This is a genomic window from Nonomuraea sp. NPDC049655, assembly GCF_044465465.1.
Classification (GTDB): domain Bacteria; phylum Actinomycetota; class Actinomycetes; order Streptosporangiales; family Streptosporangiaceae; genus Nonomuraea.
In genome coordinates this window covers 1-18,576 of record NZ_JBITLS010000006.1, presented here as the reverse complement: position 1 = coordinate 18,576, position 18,576 = coordinate 1, and the positions used below count along the sequence as shown (strand labels likewise).

Below are 18,576 nucleotides of genomic sequence, written 5' to 3'. Positions count from 1 at the left end.
GGCTTTTGGCCGAAGTGCTGATGATCGCCCTCATGAGCAGGAATCCGCGCGACCTCGGGATGGATGTGCCCATTTCCCGCCGTGACTTGTTCGACGGGATTGCGGTGAGCGCTCTGGGCTGCTCGGCGGCGAAGGCCGTTGTCAATGCCGCGGAACCGGCCGCAGGGCTGCGCGGGGACACCGCGCAGGCGGTCGCGGTGCCGCACGCGCTGCGCGACGGCCGCTTCTGGCGGCACGCGGGCCCGCCCGAGCCCACCGGCGAGAGCTACGACCTCGTGGTCGTGGGCGGCGGTCGCAGCGGTCTCAGCGCGGCGGCGGAGTGGCTGCGCCGGGAGCCGAGGGCCCGCGTGCTCGTGCTGGACAACCGCGACCCCGGCGAGCACGGCGGCCCGGCGGGGTTCGGCGCGGGGCCGGCTGCGCACGTGATGTGCGACAGGGAGAGCTTCGGCGCCGACACGCTGGTCCCGGCCGGCCGGCTGGAGGAGCTGCCGCTCGCCGCGCGGGCCGTCGACGACCTGCGCATGCTGCGCGACGACCCGCCCGACTGGTTCCCCGGGCTGTCGCAGGAGGACAAGCAGGAGCGCCTGGCCGGGCTGACCTACTCCCGGTTCCTGCTGGAGGTCTGCGGCGCGCATCCCGACGCGGAACGGTTCTGCCGGACGCTGCCGTGCGCCGAACGGGCCTACGACGGCCGGGCGCTCGGCGCGGTGGACGCCTGGGCCGCCGGCTACCCGGGGTTCGGCGGCCTGGGGCTGGACAAGCCCTCGCGGTACGCCTCGGCGGCCGGGCCCGCGACCGGGAGCCCGCCCGGTGCCGCGCGGGCGGTGCTGCGGCCGTCCAGCCCGGTGGTCTCGGTCCGGCACGGGGACGCGTCCGTGGTGGTCGCGTACTTCGACGGGCATCGGGTCAGGACCGTCGGCGCGGAGTCGGTGATCATGGCCTGCTGGAGCGCGGACGTGCCGCACCTGGTGCCCGACCTGCCCGAGCAGCAGCGGCGGGCGTTGGGCCAGGCGGCCCGGCTGCCGGTCCTGGAGGCGAGCGTGCGGCTGCGCGGGGGGCGGGCGCGGATCGGGCGCACCCGCTGGACGGGCGCGTTCTGGTGCCTGAGCGAGCCCGCGCCGGAGGGGCTGCGCCTGCTGGCCACGCCGTGCCGGTCGGAGCTCGGGCCCGTGGCGGGGGCGGCGGCGGGCCGGCGGGAGCTGATGGCGACGCCGTACGACCGGCTGGCGGACGGCGTGCGCGACCAGGTGGCCCGGCTGCTGGGCCCCCGGGCCGGCGTCGAGGCGGTCACCGTCCACCGCTGGGGGCACGGGCTGCCGGTGGCGTACTGCAGGCCCTGGCACCCCTTCTACCCCGACGGCCCCTTCCCCGCCGACGTCGCCCGCAGGCGGTTCGGCCGCATCGCCATCGCCGGGTCGGACACCGAACCGGCGGCCGGCGGCGACGCGGCCGTGGTGGCCGCGCACCGGGCCGTGCGCGAGCTCACCGCATGAGGCCCTGGCTGCGGGTCTTCCTCGGCGGGCTGGTCCTGTGGCTGGCCACGGTCGCCGTCACGGCCTGGACGGCCAACTCCAACCTGGTGCCGACCGTCGTGCTGTTCGGCAGCTTCCTGATCCCGGTGACGTTCGTGGTGTGGGCGCACGGGCGCGACCGCTCGCCGGTGGTCACGGTGGAGCTGCAGTTCCGGGCGTTCGTGGTCGGCGGCGTGCTCGGGGTGCTCGGCGCGTCGCTGCTGGAGAGCTGGCTGATCCGGCCCTCGTTCCTCATGTACGCACTGGTCGGCCTGATCGAGGAGGGCGTGAAGCTGGCCGCGCTGATGTACGTCACCCGGCACGCGGTCCGGCGCTCGTCCAGGGACGGCGTGGTGCTCGGCACGACGGTCGGCTTCGGCTTCGCCGCCTTCGAGAGCTCCGGCTACGCCTTCAACGCCCTGTTCACCGCCGACGGCCTGTCGCTGGCGCAGCTCGTCGAGACCGAGATCCTGCGGGGCATCCTGGCGCCGGTGGGCCACGGCCTGTGGACCGCGATACTCGGCGGCGTGCTGTTCGCCGCCCACGGACGCCTCACCGGGCACGTCGTGTGGTGCTACCTCGGCGTCTCGCTGCTGCACGCGCTGTGGGACTCGATGAGCGCCATCGCCATCGCGATCACGCTGGTGCTGACCGGGCGGCCGTGGCAGTTCGAGCTGCTGCGGATCGGACGGGTGCCGAACGTGACCGAAGGGCAGGTGCACGTGTACACGCTGGTGAACTGGGCCGGACTCATCGTGATCTCGCTGGTCGCGCTGGGGTGGCTCTGGCGGGTGCTGCGCGCGGCCCGCCGGGAGACCGAGATCATGCCCCAATAATCACGGTAATCATCCTGTTCCTCCCACTGCGCCGGAACCATAAACGATGCTAGTCTCCTGTGCGATCTTCCGGAGGTGTATTTACACAAGGTGTGGAAATGCCCCCGACTCGAGGTTGGGACATGGGCTCGCGAAACCGGTCAATTCGGTTCAAGATCTTTTTATTGCTGCTGCTACCCCTCCTGTCTCTCAGCGCGCTGTGGGGTTTCGTCCTCAACCTGACCATGGGCGACGCACAGTCACTCCTCCGGGCCGACACGCTCTACGAAACACTCGGCGTCACCTCCACCGACCTGGGCGTTCAGCTCCAGTCCGAACGGGTGCGCTCCGCCGAGGCGCTCACTACCCGTGAACTCACCGAGGTCCTGGGCGCGCAGCGGGCCCGTACGGACAAGGCGGCCGCCGACTTCGCGCACGCCGTCACCGAGGCGGGCGACGCGGTCGGCGACGACCTGCGGACGCCGCTCGACGCCCTGACCGCCCACCTCGACCGGCTCGGCTCCATCCGCGCCGACATCGACGGCGGCATCAGCTCCCGCCTGGCCGGCGTGGACGCCTACAACCAGGTGCTCGACGCCGTCTTCGCCCTCTACGACCACCTGATCTCCGTCTCCGACCTGACCGTCTTCCAGCAGGCCACCTCCCTGCACGCCATGGGCAGCGCCCGGGAGTACATCGCCAGGGAGCACGCCCTCATCGTCGGCGCGCTGGTGGACAAGCGGCTGACCGAGCCCGAGCGGGCCGCCTTCACCGAGTACGCGGCCTCCAGGAAGTTCCTGCACGCCCGCGGGCTGGCCGGGCTCGACGTGCCGCTGCGCAGGCCGTTCGAGCAGGTGTTCGCGTCCCAGCCGTTCCTGACCTTCTCCGCGCTGGAATCCAGGGTCGTCAAGACCGGCTCGCCGCCCGCCGACGCCGAGGCGTGGAAGAGCGCGGTGGACCGGCTCACCACCGAACTGGACCGCGACAGCGCCGCCGCGGCCAAGGCGCTGGCCGGCCGGACCTCGCGGGCCGCGACCGGCACGGTCGTCGAGATCTCCGTCGCGGGCGGCCTCGGGTTGATAGCCGTGCTCGCGTCGATCATCATCTCTGTACGCTTCGGTCGCCGCCTGGCGGGCGAGCTGTACGGGCTGCGCACCGCCGCGATCGAGCTGGCGGAGGTGCGCCTGCCCGACGTCGTGGACAGGCTGCGCAAGGGCGAGGACGTTGACGTGCGGAAGGAGGCCAGGGCCATCAGGGTGAGCGGATCGGCGGAGATCACCGACGTGGGCCGGGCCTTCGCGTCCGTGCAGCGCACGGCGGTGACGGCGGCCGTCGGGCAGGCCGCGCTGCGCCGCGGGGTCGGGCAGGTCTTCCTCAACCTCGCCAGGCGCAAGCAGGGTCTGCTGCACCGGCAGCTCGGGCTGCTCGACGGCATGCAGCGCCGCACGCACGACCCCGACCGGCTGGAGGAGCTCTTCCGCCTCGACCACCTGACCACCCGCATGCGGCGGCACGCCGAGAGCCTGATGATCCTGTCGGGCGCGCCCCCGGCGCGGGCCTGGCGCAGGCCGGTGCCGGTGATCGACATCGTCCGGGCCGCGGTCGCCGAGGTCGAGGACTACACGAGGGTCAACGTCGAGGCCATGCCGGTCAGCGCGTTCGACGGCGGCTCCGCGGCCGACCTCACGCACCTCGTGGCCGAGCTGATCGAGAACGCCACCATCTATTCACCGCCGGACACCGTGGTCCAGATCCGCGGCGACGTGGTCAGCAACGGCTACGCCATCGAGATCGAGGACAAGGGGCTCGGCCTGTCGGCCGTCGAGTACGCCGCGATCAACAAGCTGCTGTCCACCCCGCCCGAGTTCGACCTGGCCGACAGCGACCGGCTGGGCCTGTTCGTGGTGGCCAGGCTGGCCGAACGCCACGGTCTCAAGGTCCAGCTCCGCCGCTCGCCCTACGGCGGCACCGCGGCCATCGTGCTCGTGCCGCGCTCGCTGGTCGCCGACCAGGCCGCGCTGACCTCCGGCGACGACGACGGCCGGCCGGCGGAGCTGCCGAGCCGGACGAAGAAGGCCCTCGCGGTGGTCACCTCGGGCACCCACGCCGGACTGCCCAGGCGCGTGCGCCAGGCGAACCTGGCGCCGCAGCTGAAGGAAGAACCGCCGGAGCCGGAGCCGCAGGCCGAACGCTCTCCCGACGAGGTACGCGATCTGTTCTCCGCGTTCCAGCGGGGAACCCAACGTGCCCGAGAAGAAGCCTCCGAGGAGGAGCCCATGAGCAAGGGGGACGCATGACTGCGCAAACCACCAACACCGGTGAGCTGAACTGGCTGCTCGACGACCTGGCAGGCAGGGTCGCCGCCGTCCGCCAGGCGGTCATCCTTTCCACCGACGGCCTGGCCGTCGGGTACTCCAAGGGATTGACCCGCGAGGACGCCGAGCACCTGTCGGCCGTGGCCGCGGGCTTCCAGAGCCTGGCCCGCGGCACCGGGCGCCATTTCGGCGGCGGCGACGTGCGCCAGACCATCGTGGAGATGGAGAGCGCGTTCCTGTTCGTCACCGCGGCCGGCCAGGGCACCTGCCTGGCCGTGATCGCCGAGGCGAACGTCGACGTCGGGCACATCGCGTACGAGATGGCGATGCTGGTCAAGCGGGTGGGCCAGCACATCACCACCAACCCGCGCGCGGGAACGGCATGACCGACGCCCCCCGCTGGTACGACGAGGAGGCCGGGCCCGTCGTCCGGCCCTTCGCCCTCATCCGAGGCCGGACGCGCTCGTCGGGAGACGCCTTCGACCTCGTCGCGTCCGTGCGCGCGCTCGCCGACCAGGCGGACGACCTCGGGCCGGAACAGCAGCTCATCCTGCGGGCGGCGCGGAGCCCGATCTCGGTGGCCGACCTGGCCGTCGAGCTCGACCTGCCCGTAGGCGTCGTCCGGGTGCTGCTCGGCGACATGCGTGACCACGGCCTCATCTCGGTGACGTCGCCCTCGGCAACGGGGTCGCGTTCGAATGAGCGCATTCTCAAGGAAGTGATCAATGGACTCCGTGCTCTCTGAGGACCCCGTCGCGCTGAAGATCCTCATCGCGGGCGGGTTCGGCGTCGGCAAGACCACCCTGGTCGGGTCGATCAGCGAGATCAAGCCGCTGCGCACGGAAGAGGTGCTCTCCGACCGCGGGATCGGGGTCGACGACCTCGACGGCGTGGAGGCCAAGACCACCACCACCGTGGCGATGGACTTCGGCCGCATCACGATCCGCGACGGACTGGTCGTCTACCTGTTCGGCACCCCCGGCCAGGAACGGTTCTGGTTCATGTGGGACGAGCTGTCCTACGGCGCGCTGGGCGCGGTCGTCATCGCCGACACCCGGCGGCTGACCGACTGCTTCCCGTCGGTGGACTACTTCGAGCAGCGCGGCACGCCGTTCGTGGTGGCCGTCAACTGCTTCGACGGCGCGTCCCAGCACAGCGTGGACGACGTGCGCATCGCGCTCGACCTCGACGACGACGTCCCCGTGATGCTGTGCGACGTGCGGCGCAGGGCCTCGGCCAAGGAAGTGATGATCACCCTGGTCGAGCACTCCCTGCGGACGCTCACCGCCGCCAACTAGGACGCGCGGCCCGTCGCGAACCCGGGCGGGCGCGGCCCGCCGCCGGGCTAGAGCGCGCGCAGCCCGTTGATCACCTCGCGGAGCAGGCTCTCCGTCGGGGTGGCGGTCTTGTCGCGCGGCGGGCGCACGTCGATCAGGTCGTACTCCAGCAGGTCGCCGAGCAGCACCCGGATCACGCCCACGGGCAGCCCGAGCTCCGAGGCGACCTCGGCGACGGGCCTGGAGTGACCGGACAGGCAGCTCATCAGCCGCCGGTGCTGGCCGCTCAGCTCGGCCTTGGCCGGCGCGGGCCGTCCCGTCGAGACGACGGTCGCCAGCAGATCGAGGGCCGGGGACGAGGGCCTGGTGCGCCCCCGCGCCACGGCGTACGGCCGGACGACGGGCCCGGCCTCCTCGTCAACCCACTCGTGCTCGCCGCTCACGCTCGGGAACCCCCATCCTGGTCGCTTTCCTGCCGCCCCCGCTGCCATCCGGACTGGAGTGAGGAGAGCAGCGCCCTGGTCTCCTCAGGAGAACGCTCGTCGGCCACGGGCGCCACGGGCGCCGGCGGCGTCGGCGCGGCCAGGGGCGCCTGCCTGAGCCGCTGCCGCTGCGGCAGGCCCGTCTGCCGGTCGCGGCGGGGCAGGTCCTGCCCCTCGCCCGGCGCCGGCCCCGCGCGCTTGCTCGTGCGCACCCGGCGCGGCAGCTCGCCCGGCCCGGTCGCCTCCCCCGCGTCGACCGGCCGCTCGGACCGGAGGACGGAGACGGACACGGGCTCGAACTCCATCGGCCGCACCGGCGTCGCCATAGGCTCGACCAGCGATCCCGGCACGAGCACGATGGCGGTCGTGCCGCCGTACGGGGACAGCTTCAGCGTCACCTTGATGCCGTGCCGGGCGGCCAGCATGCCGACCACCGCGAACCCCAGCCGCTCGGTCTGCGCGGGGTCGAACTCGGGCGGGCTGGCCAGCCGGTCGTTGATGGACTTGCGGGTCTCCTCGTCCATGCCGAGGCCGCGGTCCTCGATCTCGACCGCGAAGCCCCTGCCGACCATCTCGCCGCGCACCGAGACCTCGTTGGCGGGCGAGGAGAACGACGTCGCGTTCTCGATCAGCTCGGCGAACAGGTGCATGAGGTCGGCCACGGCCGAGCCGGACACGCCGCACTCGGGCATCGGGTAGACCCGGACCCGGGTGTACTCCTCGACCTGGGCGGCGGCGCCGCTCAGCACGTCCTCGACCGGGATGACGCCGCGCCACCTGCGGCCCGCCGTGCCGCCCGAGAGCAGCACCAGGCCCTCGGCGTGGCGGCGCATGCGGGTGGTCAGGTGGTCGAGCCGGAACAGGCGCTCCAGGGCCTCGGGCTCCTCGGTCTGGTGCTGCATCTCGTCCAGCATCCTGAGCTGGCGCTGGAGCAGCGACTGGCTGCGCCTGGCCAGGTTCCGCAGCGCCTCGGCCACGCCCTCGCGCAGCCTGGCCTGCTCGACGGCGGCGTCCACGGCGGTGCTCTGCACGCTGTCGAAGGCCGCGGCGAGGTCGGCGACCTCGCTGGTGGCGTTGTCGCCGACCTTGATGGGCGGCGCCTCGGCGTCGATGTCCACCCGCTCGCCGGTACGCAGCTTCGTCACCACGTCGGGCAGCCTGACCTCGGCCAGGTCCAGCGCCGTACGGCGGAGGGTGGCCAGCTCCCTGGTGATCCTGCGGCCCACCCGGACGGAGATGAAGATCGAGAAGGCCACCGCGATGAGCCCCAGAGCGCCCGCGATCGCGGCCCTGACCACGATGACCACGCCGGCCGGCTGCATCCGGCCCAGCAGCTTGTCCCCGGTGCCCCAGACGGCCTCGCTGTACTCCTTGAGCACCTGGTCGCCGATGCCGCGCCAGAGGTCCATGTCGGCCGGCTGGCCGGCGACGAAGCTCCGCAGGAGGCTCTCCATGGTGATGTACCTGGAGGAGTAGAACAGCTTCTCGAACGGCGCCCGCAGCTCGGTGTCGAGGTTGGCCAGCGCCTTGGGGAACAGGAACGTGCGGGTGCCGTCGATGCCGGCCAGCAGGTGCACGTCGTGCATCGAGGGACGGCCGTTGGAGGCGACGACCAGGGCGTTCTCGCGGCTGAGCAGCTCGCGCACCTCGTCGGCCGCGATCAGGCCGTGGGCCTGGAGGGACAGTTCGAGGTCGGTGCTGACGGTCAGCCTGGAGTACAGCAGGTGGACCTCGTCGGAGACCTTGGCGTACTCGGTGACCAGGTTGCCGGGGGTGATCCTGCGCTCGTCGACCTTGCGCCTGACCTCCGGCAGCCGGTCGACGGTGTCCAGGACGACCTGGAACTGCTTTTTCATGTCGTCGGTCATCGCCGACTGGGCGTCCTCCGACAGGCCCTGCTCGCGCAGGGTCTTCCTGCTGGCGTCCACCTTGGCGCGGGCCTTGGACAGGGCCGCCTGCTCGGTCGCCGTGCCCGCGAGGCGTTCGGCGGAGGCCAGGCGTTCGGTCTGGAGGCTGGAGACCAGGTCGTCGGCGTTGTTGATCACACTCGACCAGATCGCATCGATCCTGAAGAGGTTCAGCGCCTCACCCGTGGTCGTGCTCGCGGCGAAGCCCCAGAGCGCGATCAGGGAGATCAAGGGGATGACGAGCAGCGTCGAGATCTTGAATCGGATGGATCTGCCCGATGCCATGACACCTGCTCCCGCATAGAAGATCGCGGGAGAGAATAGCATCGAAACGGACGAGATTAAGATCGACTAGCGATAAATCTGTGATATGTCGGGAAATTTGCGTCTACTGGGTGCTTCGGGGCGCGGGCCGGCGACCACGTCAGCCACAGCGCCCACGCCGCCAGCAGGCCGAGCAACGACACTTCGGCGCCCAGCAGCAGCCGCTCGACCAGGCCGATCATGACCCGCTCCCCCGGCAGGGCCACGTACGTGATCGCCAGCAGCCCGAACCCGCCCGCCAGCGCCACCCACTCCACGGCCCGCGCGACGGGCTTCCAGTGGACGTCCGCGGTCAGCCTGGGCACCAGCAGCGCCCCGGCGGCCGGCAGGCTCACGAACGCCGCGATCGACACGTACCGGTGAACCTGGGCCGCGACGTCGAGATCGAGACCGAGGGGGACGGTCGGGATGACCGCCACCACGACCAGCGCCGCCGACCACACCATGAGCAACTTCTCCGGCAGCCCCCGGACCGGCGCCCCCATCCTCCGCAGCGCGGTCAGCAGCGCGAGCGACCCGATCCCGAGCACCGCCATCGCGACCTCCGTGACGCCCCCGCGGTCGGTCACGGCGTACTCGCTGATGGTCACGTTCATGGGGTCGAGGTACGGGTCGGGCCCGAAGTGGCCGACCAGGATCGCGACCACCGAGAACACGATCGATGCACAGGCGATCAGGGGGTAGAGCCTCGTCGGGGTCATGAGGGCCCTCAGACTCACGCTCCAGGGCGCTCTCGCGACTCTCACTCTGCTGTTCGGCACTGCGGTCATGTGCCCAACTCTCGCGCCCACAGGCGTGCCGGCACATCCGGTGGCACCCCCGAGCCGTCCCTGAGTCCACCCCTGAGTCCCCCTCCCCGGCCCCCTGGGGTGGACGGCACTCCTCGGTGCCCGTCTCATCGCCGGATCCCCTCTCGCAGGCACGACACCCGTGGTTCCGCACACCACGCTGATCGCAGCATCGCTTCGTACGGCCGCGATCAGTACGTCCGACACGCATCCGGACTTCTAAGGAATTGTCAACTGCGAGGCTTTTTCACCCGATACCAGAGCCCTCAGTCGAGCACGTGGGACGTGGCCCTGGCGTAGCGGGCGCGGATCTCCGGGACGGCCGGGGCGTCGTAGGTCTCGGTGTCCTCGGTCCGCCAGTCGGGGGGCGTGAGGAGGGCGGCGGCCTGGCGGGCGGCGCCGTCGGCGACGTACTCGCCGGGCGACGGCACCGCGATCGGCACGCCGAAGACGGTCGGCGCGACGCGGCGGACGGCCTCCGAGCGGGCCGCGCCGCCGATCAGCAGCACCCGCTCAGCACGGGTGCCGAGCGCGTCGAGGGCGTCGGCGAGGCCGCACAACATGCCCTCGACGGCCGCGCGGGCCAGGTGGGCCGGGGTCGAGGTGGCCAGCGTGAGCCCGAGGACCGAGCCGGTCGCGGTGGGCCGGTTGGGGGTGCGCTCGCCCTCCAGGTACGGCACCAGCGTCAGGCCGCCGGCCCCCGCCGGGGCCCGGAGCGCGAGGTCGCTCAGCTCGTCGAGGCCGACCCCGGCCAGCCCGGCGGCGGCGTCGAGGACCCGGGCGGCGTTCAGCGTGCACACCAGCGGCAGGAAACGCCCGGTGGCGTCGGCGAACCCGGCGACCGCGCCGGTGGGGTCGGCGCTGGGCGTCTCCGCGACCGCGAACACCGTCCCGGACGTGCCGAGCGAGACCACCACGTCACCCGGCCCGGCCCCGACGCCGAGAGCGGCCGCCATGTTGTCGCCCGTGCCGGGCGCGAGCAGCGGCCCGGCCGACGCCGGGTCGCCCGCGCGGTCGGCGGGCCCCAGCACCCGGGGCAGCAGCGGGACGGCGCCGAAGGCGGCCTTGAGCAGGTCGGTGCGGTAGGCGCCGGTCGCCGGGGACCAGTAGCCGGTGCCCGAGGCGTCGCCCCGGTCGGTGGTGAGCAGGTCGAGCGGCGGCGGGGGCGCGTGGTGCCAGGCCGCGAGATCGAAGCCCGAGCCCGAGCCGCCCCGAGGACCTGAGCCGCCGCCCCGGCCGGAGCCGTTGCCCGGCCCCGAGCCGCCGCCCCGGCCGGAGCCGCCGCCCAGGGCGAGCGCGCCCGCCAGGCGCCAGGTCAGCCAGTCGTGCGGCAGACAGACCGCCGCCGTGCGGCGGGCGTTGTCCGGCTCGTGCTCGGCCAGCCACCGCAGCTTGGCCACGGTGAACGCGGCGACGGGCACCGAGCCGACCGCGTCGGCCCAGGCCCCGGGCCCGCCCAGCTCCGCCACCAGGTCGGCGGCGGCCCGGGCGGAGCGGGTGTCGTTCCAGAGCAGGGCGTCGCGCACGACCTCGCCCGCCTCGTCGAGGCAGACCATGCCGTGCTGCTGCCCGGCCACGCTGATGGCGGCGACGTCGGCGAGCCCGCCGGCCTCCTCGACGGCCCGCAGCAGCGCGGTCCACCAGTGGGAGGGGTGGATCTCGGTGCCGGCCGGATGGGCGGCGCGGCCCTGCCTGACCAGCGCGCCCGTCTCGGCCTCGCGAATGACGACCTTGCAGCTCTGCGTGGAGGAATCGACCCCAGCGACCAGCGTCACCCGAACTCCTTATGCGTGCTCCCGCGCGAGATGGTTGAGATGGTATCCCCGCTCGGGAGCGACGTTCAGCGGCAATTCGGGTGATTTACAGCCCCGAGGGGTCGCGGCCGACGCTGATCTCCTCCGCGATCTTGCGGATCTCCGCCACCTCGAGACCTGGGGCCTTGGGCAGGTGGCGCAGCAACGCCTCCATGACGACGGGCACGGGCTGGCCTGCCATCAGCCCGGCGATGCCGTGGACCGTCCGGAACAGTGCCTCTTCGGTGTCGTGCATCGGCAATCCCCTCGTTCGGCTACCGGGAGAGGCTACGGCCTGGCCATGACAGTTCGCTCGCTACCGCTCCAGCGTGTCCCGCACGGCCGGGCGTTCCGCCGTTCCAGCGCGGCCCGCACGGCCGGGTGCTTCACCGTTCCAGCGCGGCCCGCACGGCGGAGCAGATCGCGCCGAGCTCGCGGACCTGCTCGCGGGTGAGGACGTCGAACAGGCTCCTGCGCACCTCCTCCACGTGACCGGGAGCGGTGGCGGCCAGTGTGGCGAACCCCTCGTCCGTCAGGACGGCGACGTTGCCCCTGCCGTCGGCCGGGCAGCGCTCACGGCGCACCCAGCCGCGCTCCTCCAGGCGGGCGACGGCGTGCGACAGGCGGCTCTGGGAGCTCTGGGCCCTGGCGGCCAGCTCGCTCATGCGCATCGACCGGTCCGGCGCCTCCGACAGGGCCACCAGGATCATGTAGTACGTGTGCGGCATGCCCGCCTCGCGCTGGAGCTGCCGGTCCAGCGCCTCGTTGATGAGCTGACCGGCGGCCAGGAAGTCACGCCAGGTCTGCTGCTCGTCCGGATCCAGCCATCGAGTCACCCTCTCATTTTAGTTGAACTCTCATATACTCTGGCCGGGAGAAACAGGTGAAAGGGGACGACCATGCCGGTCCACAGGCTCAATCACGCGGTCCTCTACGTCCGTGACGTGGAGCGCAGCGTGGCCTTCTACCGGGAGGCGCTCGGATTCGAGGTGGTCATGGGCATGCGCGGCGCCGCGTTCCTCCAGGCCCCCGGCTCCAGCAACGACCACGACCTCGGGCTGTTCGAGATCGGCGCGGGCGCCGGCTCCTCGCCCGCCGGACGCACCGCCGTCGGGCTCTACCACCTGGCATGGGAGGTGGACACGCTCGACGAGCTGGAGCGCATCGCGGTCACCCTGAGCGAGCTCGGCTCCCTCGTCGGCGCCTCCGACCACGGGACGACCAAGGCGCTCTACGCCAAGGACCCCGACGGCCTGGAGTTCGAGGTCTCCTGGCTCGTGCCCGCCGCGCTGATCACGGAGGAGACCCTGGCCGCCCGGTCCGCCATCCGCCCGCTCGACCTGGCCGCCGACAAGGAGCGGTACGGCGCGCAGACCCGGGGCGGGGTAGGGGTGTCGATCCCGGCCTGAAGGTACCGTGGCAGGTATCCGACCGATTTGTTCCGGAGAGGGTCATGCCAAACGATCCGGATCACGTCCTCGACGCCATCGACGGCGTCGTGGACGAATGGGAGACGCTGAGCGCGGACGCCATGCGATGGGCGCCTCCCGAGCACAAGTCGCCCGACCTGCTGGACGAGGCGACGGAGATCCTGAGGCCGCTGGCCGAGGCGCTCTCCGAGGTTCTGCGGCCGCTCGGCGACTCCATCAACCGCGCACTCGAACGACTCACCGACGACGACTGACCGGCCCGCCGCCGCGTGTGCCGGGTGGACGCAGTCGGGTTGTCCCGCGCGTGCTCGGCTTGCCGTCTCCGTCTCCGTCTCCGTCTCCGTCTCCGTCTCCGTCGGCGTCGGCGTGGCGTTTCGCGGCCCTTCAGTCCGTTCGGCGGCGGCGGGTGCGGCGGGGGTAGGCCTTGGCCGTCTCGGCCAGCCGGGCCGAGTGCTCGGCCTGCCGGCGCCAGTGGCCGTACGCGTCGCCGCGCTGGGCCAGCCGGTCGAGCTCCCGCATGGTCGCGAGCGGGATGAACGCGGGCTCGGCGTCCCGCCAGGGCGTCCCGGGCAGCGGCATGAACGTGTGCGTGTGGATGCGGGCGCCCAGCTCGGCCAGGTCTCCGGCCAGCACGAGCGACTGGCGCTGGTCCTCCTCCGACTCCCCCGGCATGCCGAAGATGAAGTCGACGTTCGGCCTGAAGCCGTGCTCGACGGCGATCCGGACGGCGTCGCGCACGGGCGAGGTGCCGTGCCCCCGGCCAGAGGCGGCCAGCACCCGGTCGGACCCCGACTGGGCGCCGATGATCAGGTTGTCGTTGGCGACGTACCGCTTGAGCAGCCGCATGGCCTCCGGCGTGACGTGCTCGGGCCGCACCTCCGAGGGGAAGCTGCCGAAGAACACCCGGCCGTGCGGCGGCAGCTCCTCCTTGACCCCCGCCAGCAGCTCCTCCACCGCGCCGAGATCGGGGTCGGGGCCCGGCGAGCCGTAGGAGAGCGAGGTCGGCGTGATGAACCGCACGTCCCGCAGCCCCTGCTCGACCATGCCCTTGACGTGCTCGCGCACACTGGCCACCGACCGGTGGCGGAACTGGCCGCCGAACATGAACGGCGTCTGACAGAACCGGCAGGTGTACCGGCAGCCCCGGGTGATCTCGATCGGCCCCTTACGCCCCAGGAACGACGGGAACGCGTCGAGCGGGAGCTGCGGGGCGGGACGCGTCCTGAGCGCGACGCCGTCGGCGTCCTTGACCGCGAGGCCCGGCACGGTCGTCAGCGGCTCGTCCCGCCGCAGCGCCTCGACCAGGGCGATGATCGTGGACTCGCCCTCGCCGATCGCGGCCAGGTCCCAGCCGGCGTCGAGGACCTGCTGCGGCTCGGCGGTGGCGTGCACGCCGCCGGCGATGTGCACTCCCCGGCCGTCGCTGAGCGACCTGACGGCGGCCAGCTCGGCGGCCATGGCCTCGGCGTCCGGCGAGTAGAACGACCAGAGCACGAGCACCCGGTCGGCCCGGCTCGCCGCGATGTGGGCCGCCGTCTCCTCCGGGGTGGTTCCCAGCAGCTGCCGGTGCTCCACGCCCGAGGTCTCCAGTGCGGCGAGCACCGCGTGCACGCCGTACGTCACGGCCTTGCGGTAACGGACCACCACATCCACAGCCAGCGCCACGACCGGCAGCGTAGCTCAGGCGGAGGCCAGCCGCATGGGACGCAGCGCGCCGGTGAGCTTGGCCAGCTCGGCGAGCATGGCGTCGGCGGCGGCGATCATGACATCGTTGGGCGCCACGGTGCCGTCCTCGGCGATGAACTGCTGGTAGAAGGGGATGTTGACGGCCTCGACCACGGGGATCATCTTCAGCGTGCTGACGACCTGGCGCAGGCCGTTCACCGCCCGGGTGCCGCCGGAGATCCCGCCGTAGCTGACGAACCCCGCCGCCTTGTGCTGCCACTCGTGGTGCAGGTAGTCCAGGGCGTTCTTCAGCACGGCCGTGAAGCTGTGGTTGTACTCGGGGGTCACGAACACGAAGGCGTCGCCCCGCTCGACGGTGGCGCTCCACTCCTTGGTGTGGGCGTTCACGTACTGCTTGAGCTTGGGGTGGTTCGGCTCGTCGAGGAACGGCAGGCCCACCTCGGCGAGGTCGACCAGCTCGACGTCGAACTGCCCGGCGGCGACGGCCCGGCTCCTGAACCACTCGGCGACCTCGCGCCCGGCGCGGCCGGGACGGGTGCTGGCGACGATGATCTGCAGGACTGGCTTGTCCATGGGGTTCCTCCTCAGATAGTTGATACCTCAACATTATTGAGTAACTAAACATTTCTTAGCAAATGCTAGGATCTGCCCCGTGAGCCCCCATTCCGTCTGCGTCCGGTTCCACGTCGCCCTCGAACTGATCGGCGCCCGGTGGTCGGGAGCCCTGATCCACATGATCTTCAAGGGCGCCCATCGTTACGCCGATCTCAAGGCGGCCATCCCGGGCATCAACGACACGATGCTGGCCCGCCGGCTGCGCGAGCTGGAGACGGCCGGGCTCGTCGAGCGGCGGGTGCTGGCCACGTCGCCGGTGCGGGTCGAATACCACCTGACGGAGATGGGTCAGGAGCTGCGCCCGGTGCTCGACGAGCTGGTCACCTGGGCGCACAAGTGGATCCCGCGGCCCGAGGAGCCGGCCAGATCCGCCTAGCGCGTACGGGCGAGCGCGGGGAGGCGGGCCGGGGTTAGACTCCGGGCATGCACTGGCGACATTGATGAACCACCAGCGGCCGACGCGGCAGGAGCGCGCGCGGGCCTCCGAGGTGCCGAGCACCAGACGGAGTCCCTGTCCGCCCCTTCCGAGAGGGCCGCATGTTCGTCCCCAAGCTTTACGTCTACACGTTCCTCGGCGAGTTCGTCCTGCTCTACCCGGTGTACACGCTGTTGTTCACCGATTCCGGGCTCTCGGTGACCGAGACGTCCTCGCTGTTCGTCATCTGGTCCGTGACCGGCATGGTGCTGGAGATCCCCTCCGGCGCCTGGGCCGACGCGGTGTCCCGCAGGCTGTTGTTGTTCCTGGGCCCGCTGCTGGCCGGCGTCGGCTTCGGGCTGTGGGTGCTGTTCCCGTCCTACTGGGCCTTCGCGCTGGGCTTCGTGTTGTGGGGGGCCGAGGGCGCGCTCGTCTCGGGCGCCTTCGAGGCGCTCGCGTACGAGGAGCTCGAACGCCGGGGCCTCCAGGGCCGGTACGCCGCCATCATGGGCCGGGCCCACTCGATCGGCATCGCCGCCGCCGCGTCGGCGATCGCCCTCGCCACGCCCGTCTTCGCGGCCGGCGGATATCCGGCGGTGGGCGCGGCCAGCGTGGCGGCCTGCCTGTTGTGCGCCGCCACCGCGCTGACCCTGCCCGAGCGGCGTCCTGCCCGAGCGGCGTCCACTGATTCGGACGGACGGTATCTCGCGGTTCTGCGGGCCGGTGTGGCCGAGGCCCGTACCGATCGGAACGTGCTCGAAGCGATCGTCCTGATCTCCGTCGTGACGGCGATCTGGGGCGCTCTGGAGGAGTACGTGCCCTTCCTGGCCGCCTCGACCGGCGCGCCCAGGACGGCCGTTCCGCTGCTCGTCCTGGCCGTCTGGGTCGGGGCGGCGGCGGGCGGCCTGCTGGCGGGGCCCGCCCGCCGCCTGAGCGAGCGGTCGTTCGCGCTGGTCCTGGGGCTGGCCGCGCTGGCCATGGCGGCGGGCGCGCTGGTTCCGCATCCGGCCGGGTTCGCGCTGGTCGCCGGCGCCTTCGGGGCGTTCCAGATGGCCGGCGTGGTGGCCGACACGCGGCTGCAGGAACGCGTCTCGGGCGATCAGCGGGCCACCGTGACGTCGGTGGCCGGGCTCGGCACGAACATGGTCACCCTGGCCGTCTACACGGCCTACGGCGCGGGATCGCCGTTCCTGTCCCACGGCACGACGTTCGCCCTCCTGGTCCTGCCGTACGTGGTCATCGCCCTGTGGCTGGCCCGGGAGCGGGTCGCGCCGATGTGATCCTCTTCGACGCGAACGGGACGCGCTTGGGCAGCGGCGGCGGCTCCTCCCCCTCCTTCTCCGGAGCCGGCGCCCCGCCCCGGCGCGCCCGCCAGCGGGACGGGAACAGCGAAGCGGTCAGCAGAATGCCGCCGACCGCCAACGACCAGGTATTCAGCAATGCCGCGTACGCGTCCAGATAATCGGCGGGCACCAGGTCGAATCCCATTCTCCGGTCGCCTCCCGTGGCGGCCCGCACGACCGTCGCCCCGGCCAGGGCCGTGAAAGCCAGGCCGGGCAGCAGCGAGGCGGCCGGAGAAATCCGGGAACCGGCCAGGATTCCGATGAGGACCGCGGTCCCCGCCAGCGCCGCCGTCGCCGTCCAGTCGGGGACGGACGTGGTCGCGCGGGGTCCGTACAGGAGACCGGCCGCGATCAACGGGATCGCGGCGACCCCCACCGCGGCCCCGGCGAAATGACGAACACCATTACCCATAGGGAACACCTCCAGGCCCAATACGATACCGACATACCACCAGTTACAACTTTAGGACGAAAAATCTCCATTTGTGGCCGGTGGCCGGAAGGACGGGCATATCGCCTTAATAGGAAATATTTGGTATCTCCTCATTTGTCTGTCAGCCGTTACCGTGACAGAACCCCCCATCGAGGAGCGGCGGCATGTTTCGCTGTGCAGTGGCAGGCATCACCCTGGTGGCCGCCTGCCTGGCCACCCCCGCCCACGCGGCGTCCGACCCCGTGATCGAGGCGCTCTCGCGCGACCTCGGCCTCTCGGTGCCCGCGGTGGTCACCCGGCTGGCGAACGAGCGGCATGCCGCCGCCCTGGAGGCCGAACTGGCCACCTCGCTGGGCGACTCCTACAGCGGATCGTGGCTGACCGAGGACGCCTCCGCCCTCGTCGTCGCCACCACCGACCCCGATCGGACCGCCGCGATCTCGGCCCGGGGGGCGCGACCCGTCGTCGTGCGGCACTCGCTGTCGGAGCTGGACGCCGTCGTCCGCCGCCTGGACCAGGCCGCCCGCCGCATCCGGACGGGGCCCGCCCTCTGGTACGCCGACGTCCGCGCGAACCGGGTCGTCCTCCAGGTTCCCTCCCTGTCCGGGTCCTCAGCGTCCGGGTCCTCAGCGTCCGGGTCCTCAGCGTCCGGGTCCTCAGCGTCCGGGTCCTCAGCGTCCGGGTCCTCAGCGTCCGGGTCCTCGGCCACGGCGGCCCCTGTCGCCGCGGCCCTGGCGGCGGCGGCGCGCAGTGCGGCCGTCGTGGTGGCGCCGTCCGCCGAACTGCCCCGCACGTACGCCGACATCATCGGCGGCGACCCCTTCTACGTCGGCTCGATGCGCTGCACGATCGGCTTCTCGGTCACCAAGGGCAGCATTCCGGGCTTCGTCACCGCGGGACACTGCGGGCACACCGGCGACCTGGTCAAGTCACCGGCCGGCACCTTCCAGGGCTCGTCCTTCCCGGGCAACGACTACGCGTGGGTCGCCACCCCCGGGTACACCGCGCAGCCGTACGTCCGCGGTCCCGGCGGGACGCTGGTGACCGTACGCGGCTCCGTCCAGGCGACGGTGGGGGCGTCCGTCTGCCGCGGGGGCCCGACCACCGGCTGGCACTGCGGCACCGTCCAGCAGCACAACGCCACCGTCACCTACGCCCAGGGCACCGTGTACGGCCTGACCCGCACCAACGTGTGCGCCGAACCCGGCGACTCCGGCGGACCGTTCATCTCGGGCGGCCAGGCCCAGGGCGTGACCGTGGGCGGCTCCGGCAACTGCAGCACGGGCGGCACGACGTACTTCCAGCCCGTCAACGAGATCCTGAGCGCGTACGGCCTGACCCTCCGCACCGCCTAATGGGAGCTACCGTGGCTGCTGATCGGGCAGACTCGGTGCCTGGTAGCCGCTGGTGAGTGAGCACTCTCGCCGCCTGGATCTTGAATC

20 protein-coding genes are annotated in these 18,576 nt (G+C 72.0%); 11 read left to right on the top strand and 9 right to left on the bottom strand.

All coding sequences use genetic code 11. The features are described from left to right. The first annotated feature begins 104 nt into the window (after nucleotides 1-104). From ACIBQ6_RS19885 to ACIBQ6_RS19860, 6 genes are all read left to right on the top strand, one after another. Complete coding sequence (locus ACIBQ6_RS19885; RefSeq protein WP_397213493.1) at nucleotides 105-1,493, top strand: hypothetical protein; 1,389 nt, start codon at nucleotides 105-107, stop codon at nucleotides 1,491-1,493. Then, nucleotides 1,490-2,347 carry a PrsW family intramembrane metalloprotease gene (locus tag ACIBQ6_RS19880; RefSeq protein ID WP_397213491.1) on the top strand — a complete coding sequence of 286 codons (858 nt, stop codon included), beginning with the start codon at nucleotides 1,490-1,492 and terminating at the stop codon, nucleotides 2,345-2,347. The genes ACIBQ6_RS19885 and ACIBQ6_RS19880 overlap by 4 nt, the downstream gene beginning before the upstream one ends. A 164-nt stretch (nucleotides 2,348-2,511) precedes the next feature. Then, complete coding sequence (locus ACIBQ6_RS19875) at nucleotides 2,512-4,623, top strand: nitrate- and nitrite sensing domain-containing protein (RefSeq protein WP_397213489.1); 2,112 nt, start codon at nucleotides 2,512-2,514, stop codon at nucleotides 4,621-4,623. Continuing rightward, nucleotides 4,620-5,027, top strand: coding sequence for a roadblock/LC7 domain-containing protein (locus tag ACIBQ6_RS19870; protein ID WP_352318060.1), 408 nt, complete (start codon nucleotides 4,620-4,622; stop codon nucleotides 5,025-5,027). Before ACIBQ6_RS19875 ends, ACIBQ6_RS19870 begins: the two co-directional genes overlap by 4 nt. After that, the gene (locus ACIBQ6_RS19865; protein ID WP_352357593.1) at nucleotides 5,024-5,386 is read left to right on the top strand and encodes a DUF742 domain-containing protein; all 363 of its coding nucleotides are present in this window, start codon (nucleotides 5,024-5,026) and stop codon (nucleotides 5,384-5,386) included. Before ACIBQ6_RS19870 ends, ACIBQ6_RS19865 begins: the two co-directional genes overlap by 4 nt. Further along, entirely contained in the window at nucleotides 5,367-5,939 is a 573-nt protein-coding gene (locus ACIBQ6_RS19860) for an ATP/GTP-binding protein (RefSeq protein WP_352318064.1), read from the top strand. Before ACIBQ6_RS19865 ends, ACIBQ6_RS19860 begins: the two co-directional genes overlap by 20 nt. A 47-nt stretch (nucleotides 5,940-5,986) precedes the next feature. Here ACIBQ6_RS19860 and ACIBQ6_RS19855 read toward each other — a convergent pair whose 3' ends face one another. From ACIBQ6_RS19855 to ACIBQ6_RS19830, 6 genes are all read right to left on the bottom strand, one after another. Then, complete coding sequence (locus ACIBQ6_RS19855) at nucleotides 5,987-6,361, bottom strand: DUF742 domain-containing protein (protein ID WP_358290686.1); 375 nt, start codon at nucleotides 6,359-6,361, stop codon at nucleotides 5,987-5,989. Continuing rightward, nucleotides 6,358-8,592 carry a nitrate- and nitrite sensing domain-containing protein gene (locus ACIBQ6_RS19850; protein ID WP_397213487.1) on the bottom strand — a complete coding sequence of 745 codons (2,235 nt, stop codon included), beginning with the start codon at nucleotides 8,590-8,592 and terminating at the stop codon, nucleotides 6,358-6,360. The genes ACIBQ6_RS19855 and ACIBQ6_RS19850 overlap by 4 nt, the downstream gene beginning before the upstream one ends. 56 nt (nucleotides 8,593-8,648) lie before the next feature. Then, nucleotides 8,649-9,332 (bottom strand): DUF998 domain-containing protein, encoded by a 684-nt coding sequence (locus ACIBQ6_RS19845; RefSeq protein ID WP_358290692.1) that lies wholly within the window; start codon nucleotides 9,330-9,332, stop codon nucleotides 8,649-8,651. 353 nt (nucleotides 9,333-9,685) lie between these two features. Further along, nucleotides 9,686-11,194, bottom strand: coding sequence for a xylulokinase (locus tag ACIBQ6_RS19840; RefSeq protein WP_397213484.1), 1,509 nt, complete (start codon nucleotides 11,192-11,194; stop codon nucleotides 9,686-9,688). An 85-nt stretch (nucleotides 11,195-11,279) separates the two neighbouring features. Beyond that, nucleotides 11,280-11,468 carry a hypothetical protein gene (locus tag ACIBQ6_RS19835; RefSeq protein WP_357692877.1) on the bottom strand — a complete coding sequence of 63 codons (189 nt, stop codon included), beginning with the start codon at nucleotides 11,466-11,468 and terminating at the stop codon, nucleotides 11,280-11,282. Between the two features lie 130 nt (nucleotides 11,469-11,598). Beyond that, entirely contained in the window at nucleotides 11,599-12,048 is a 450-nt protein-coding gene (locus ACIBQ6_RS19830) for a MarR family transcriptional regulator (protein ID WP_364327728.1), read from the bottom strand. A gap of 63 nt (nucleotides 12,049-12,111) precedes the next feature. Between ACIBQ6_RS19830 and ACIBQ6_RS19825 the strand changes: the two genes are divergently transcribed. Beyond that, nucleotides 12,112-12,621, top strand: coding sequence for a VOC family protein (locus tag ACIBQ6_RS19825; protein WP_358290701.1), 510 nt, complete (start codon nucleotides 12,112-12,114; stop codon nucleotides 12,619-12,621). A gap of 44 nt (nucleotides 12,622-12,665) precedes the next feature. Then, nucleotides 12,666-12,896, top strand: a complete 231-nt coding sequence (locus ACIBQ6_RS19820; RefSeq protein WP_352318077.1) for a hypothetical protein — start codon at nucleotides 12,666-12,668, stop codon at nucleotides 12,894-12,896. Nucleotides 12,897-13,026: 130 nt separating this feature from the next. Here ACIBQ6_RS19820 and ACIBQ6_RS19815 read toward each other — a convergent pair whose 3' ends face one another. Further along, the gene (locus tag ACIBQ6_RS19815; protein WP_397213482.1) at nucleotides 13,027-14,307 is read right to left on the bottom strand and encodes a TIGR04013 family B12-binding domain/radical SAM domain-containing protein; all 1,281 of its coding nucleotides are present in this window, start codon (nucleotides 14,305-14,307) and stop codon (nucleotides 13,027-13,029) included. Nucleotides 14,308-14,322: 15 nt separating this feature from the next. After that, on the bottom strand, nucleotides 14,323-14,901 hold the full coding sequence (locus ACIBQ6_RS19810; protein WP_358290706.1) for an NAD(P)H-dependent oxidoreductase: 579 nt from the start codon (nucleotides 14,899-14,901) through the stop codon (nucleotides 14,323-14,325). Nucleotides 14,902-14,980: 79 nt separating this feature from the next. Between ACIBQ6_RS19810 and ACIBQ6_RS19805 the strand changes: the two genes are divergently transcribed. Continuing rightward, on the top strand, nucleotides 14,981-15,319 hold the full coding sequence (locus ACIBQ6_RS19805) for a helix-turn-helix domain-containing protein (protein WP_352357614.1): 339 nt from the start codon (nucleotides 14,981-14,983) through the stop codon (nucleotides 15,317-15,319). A gap of 161 nt (nucleotides 15,320-15,480) precedes the next feature. Continuing rightward, entirely contained in the window at nucleotides 15,481-16,638 is a 1,158-nt protein-coding gene (locus ACIBQ6_RS19800; protein WP_397213479.1) for an MFS transporter, read from the top strand. On the opposite strand, the gene ACIBQ6_RS19795 is transcribed toward ACIBQ6_RS19800, so the two are convergent. After that, nucleotides 16,595-17,134: a hypothetical protein gene (locus tag ACIBQ6_RS19795; RefSeq protein WP_397213477.1), complete on the bottom strand. Its 540-nt coding sequence runs from the start codon at nucleotides 17,132-17,134 to the stop codon at nucleotides 16,595-16,597. The two genes, ACIBQ6_RS19800 and ACIBQ6_RS19795, sit on opposite strands and share 44 nt — an antisense overlap. A gap of 164 nt (nucleotides 17,135-17,298) precedes the next feature. On the opposite strand from ACIBQ6_RS19795, the gene ACIBQ6_RS19790 reads away from it, so the two are divergent. Next, nucleotides 17,299-18,489: a S1 family peptidase gene (locus ACIBQ6_RS19790; RefSeq protein WP_397213475.1), complete on the top strand. Its 1,191-nt coding sequence runs from the start codon at nucleotides 17,299-17,301 to the stop codon at nucleotides 18,487-18,489. Nucleotides 18,490-18,576 lie beyond the last annotated feature (87 nt).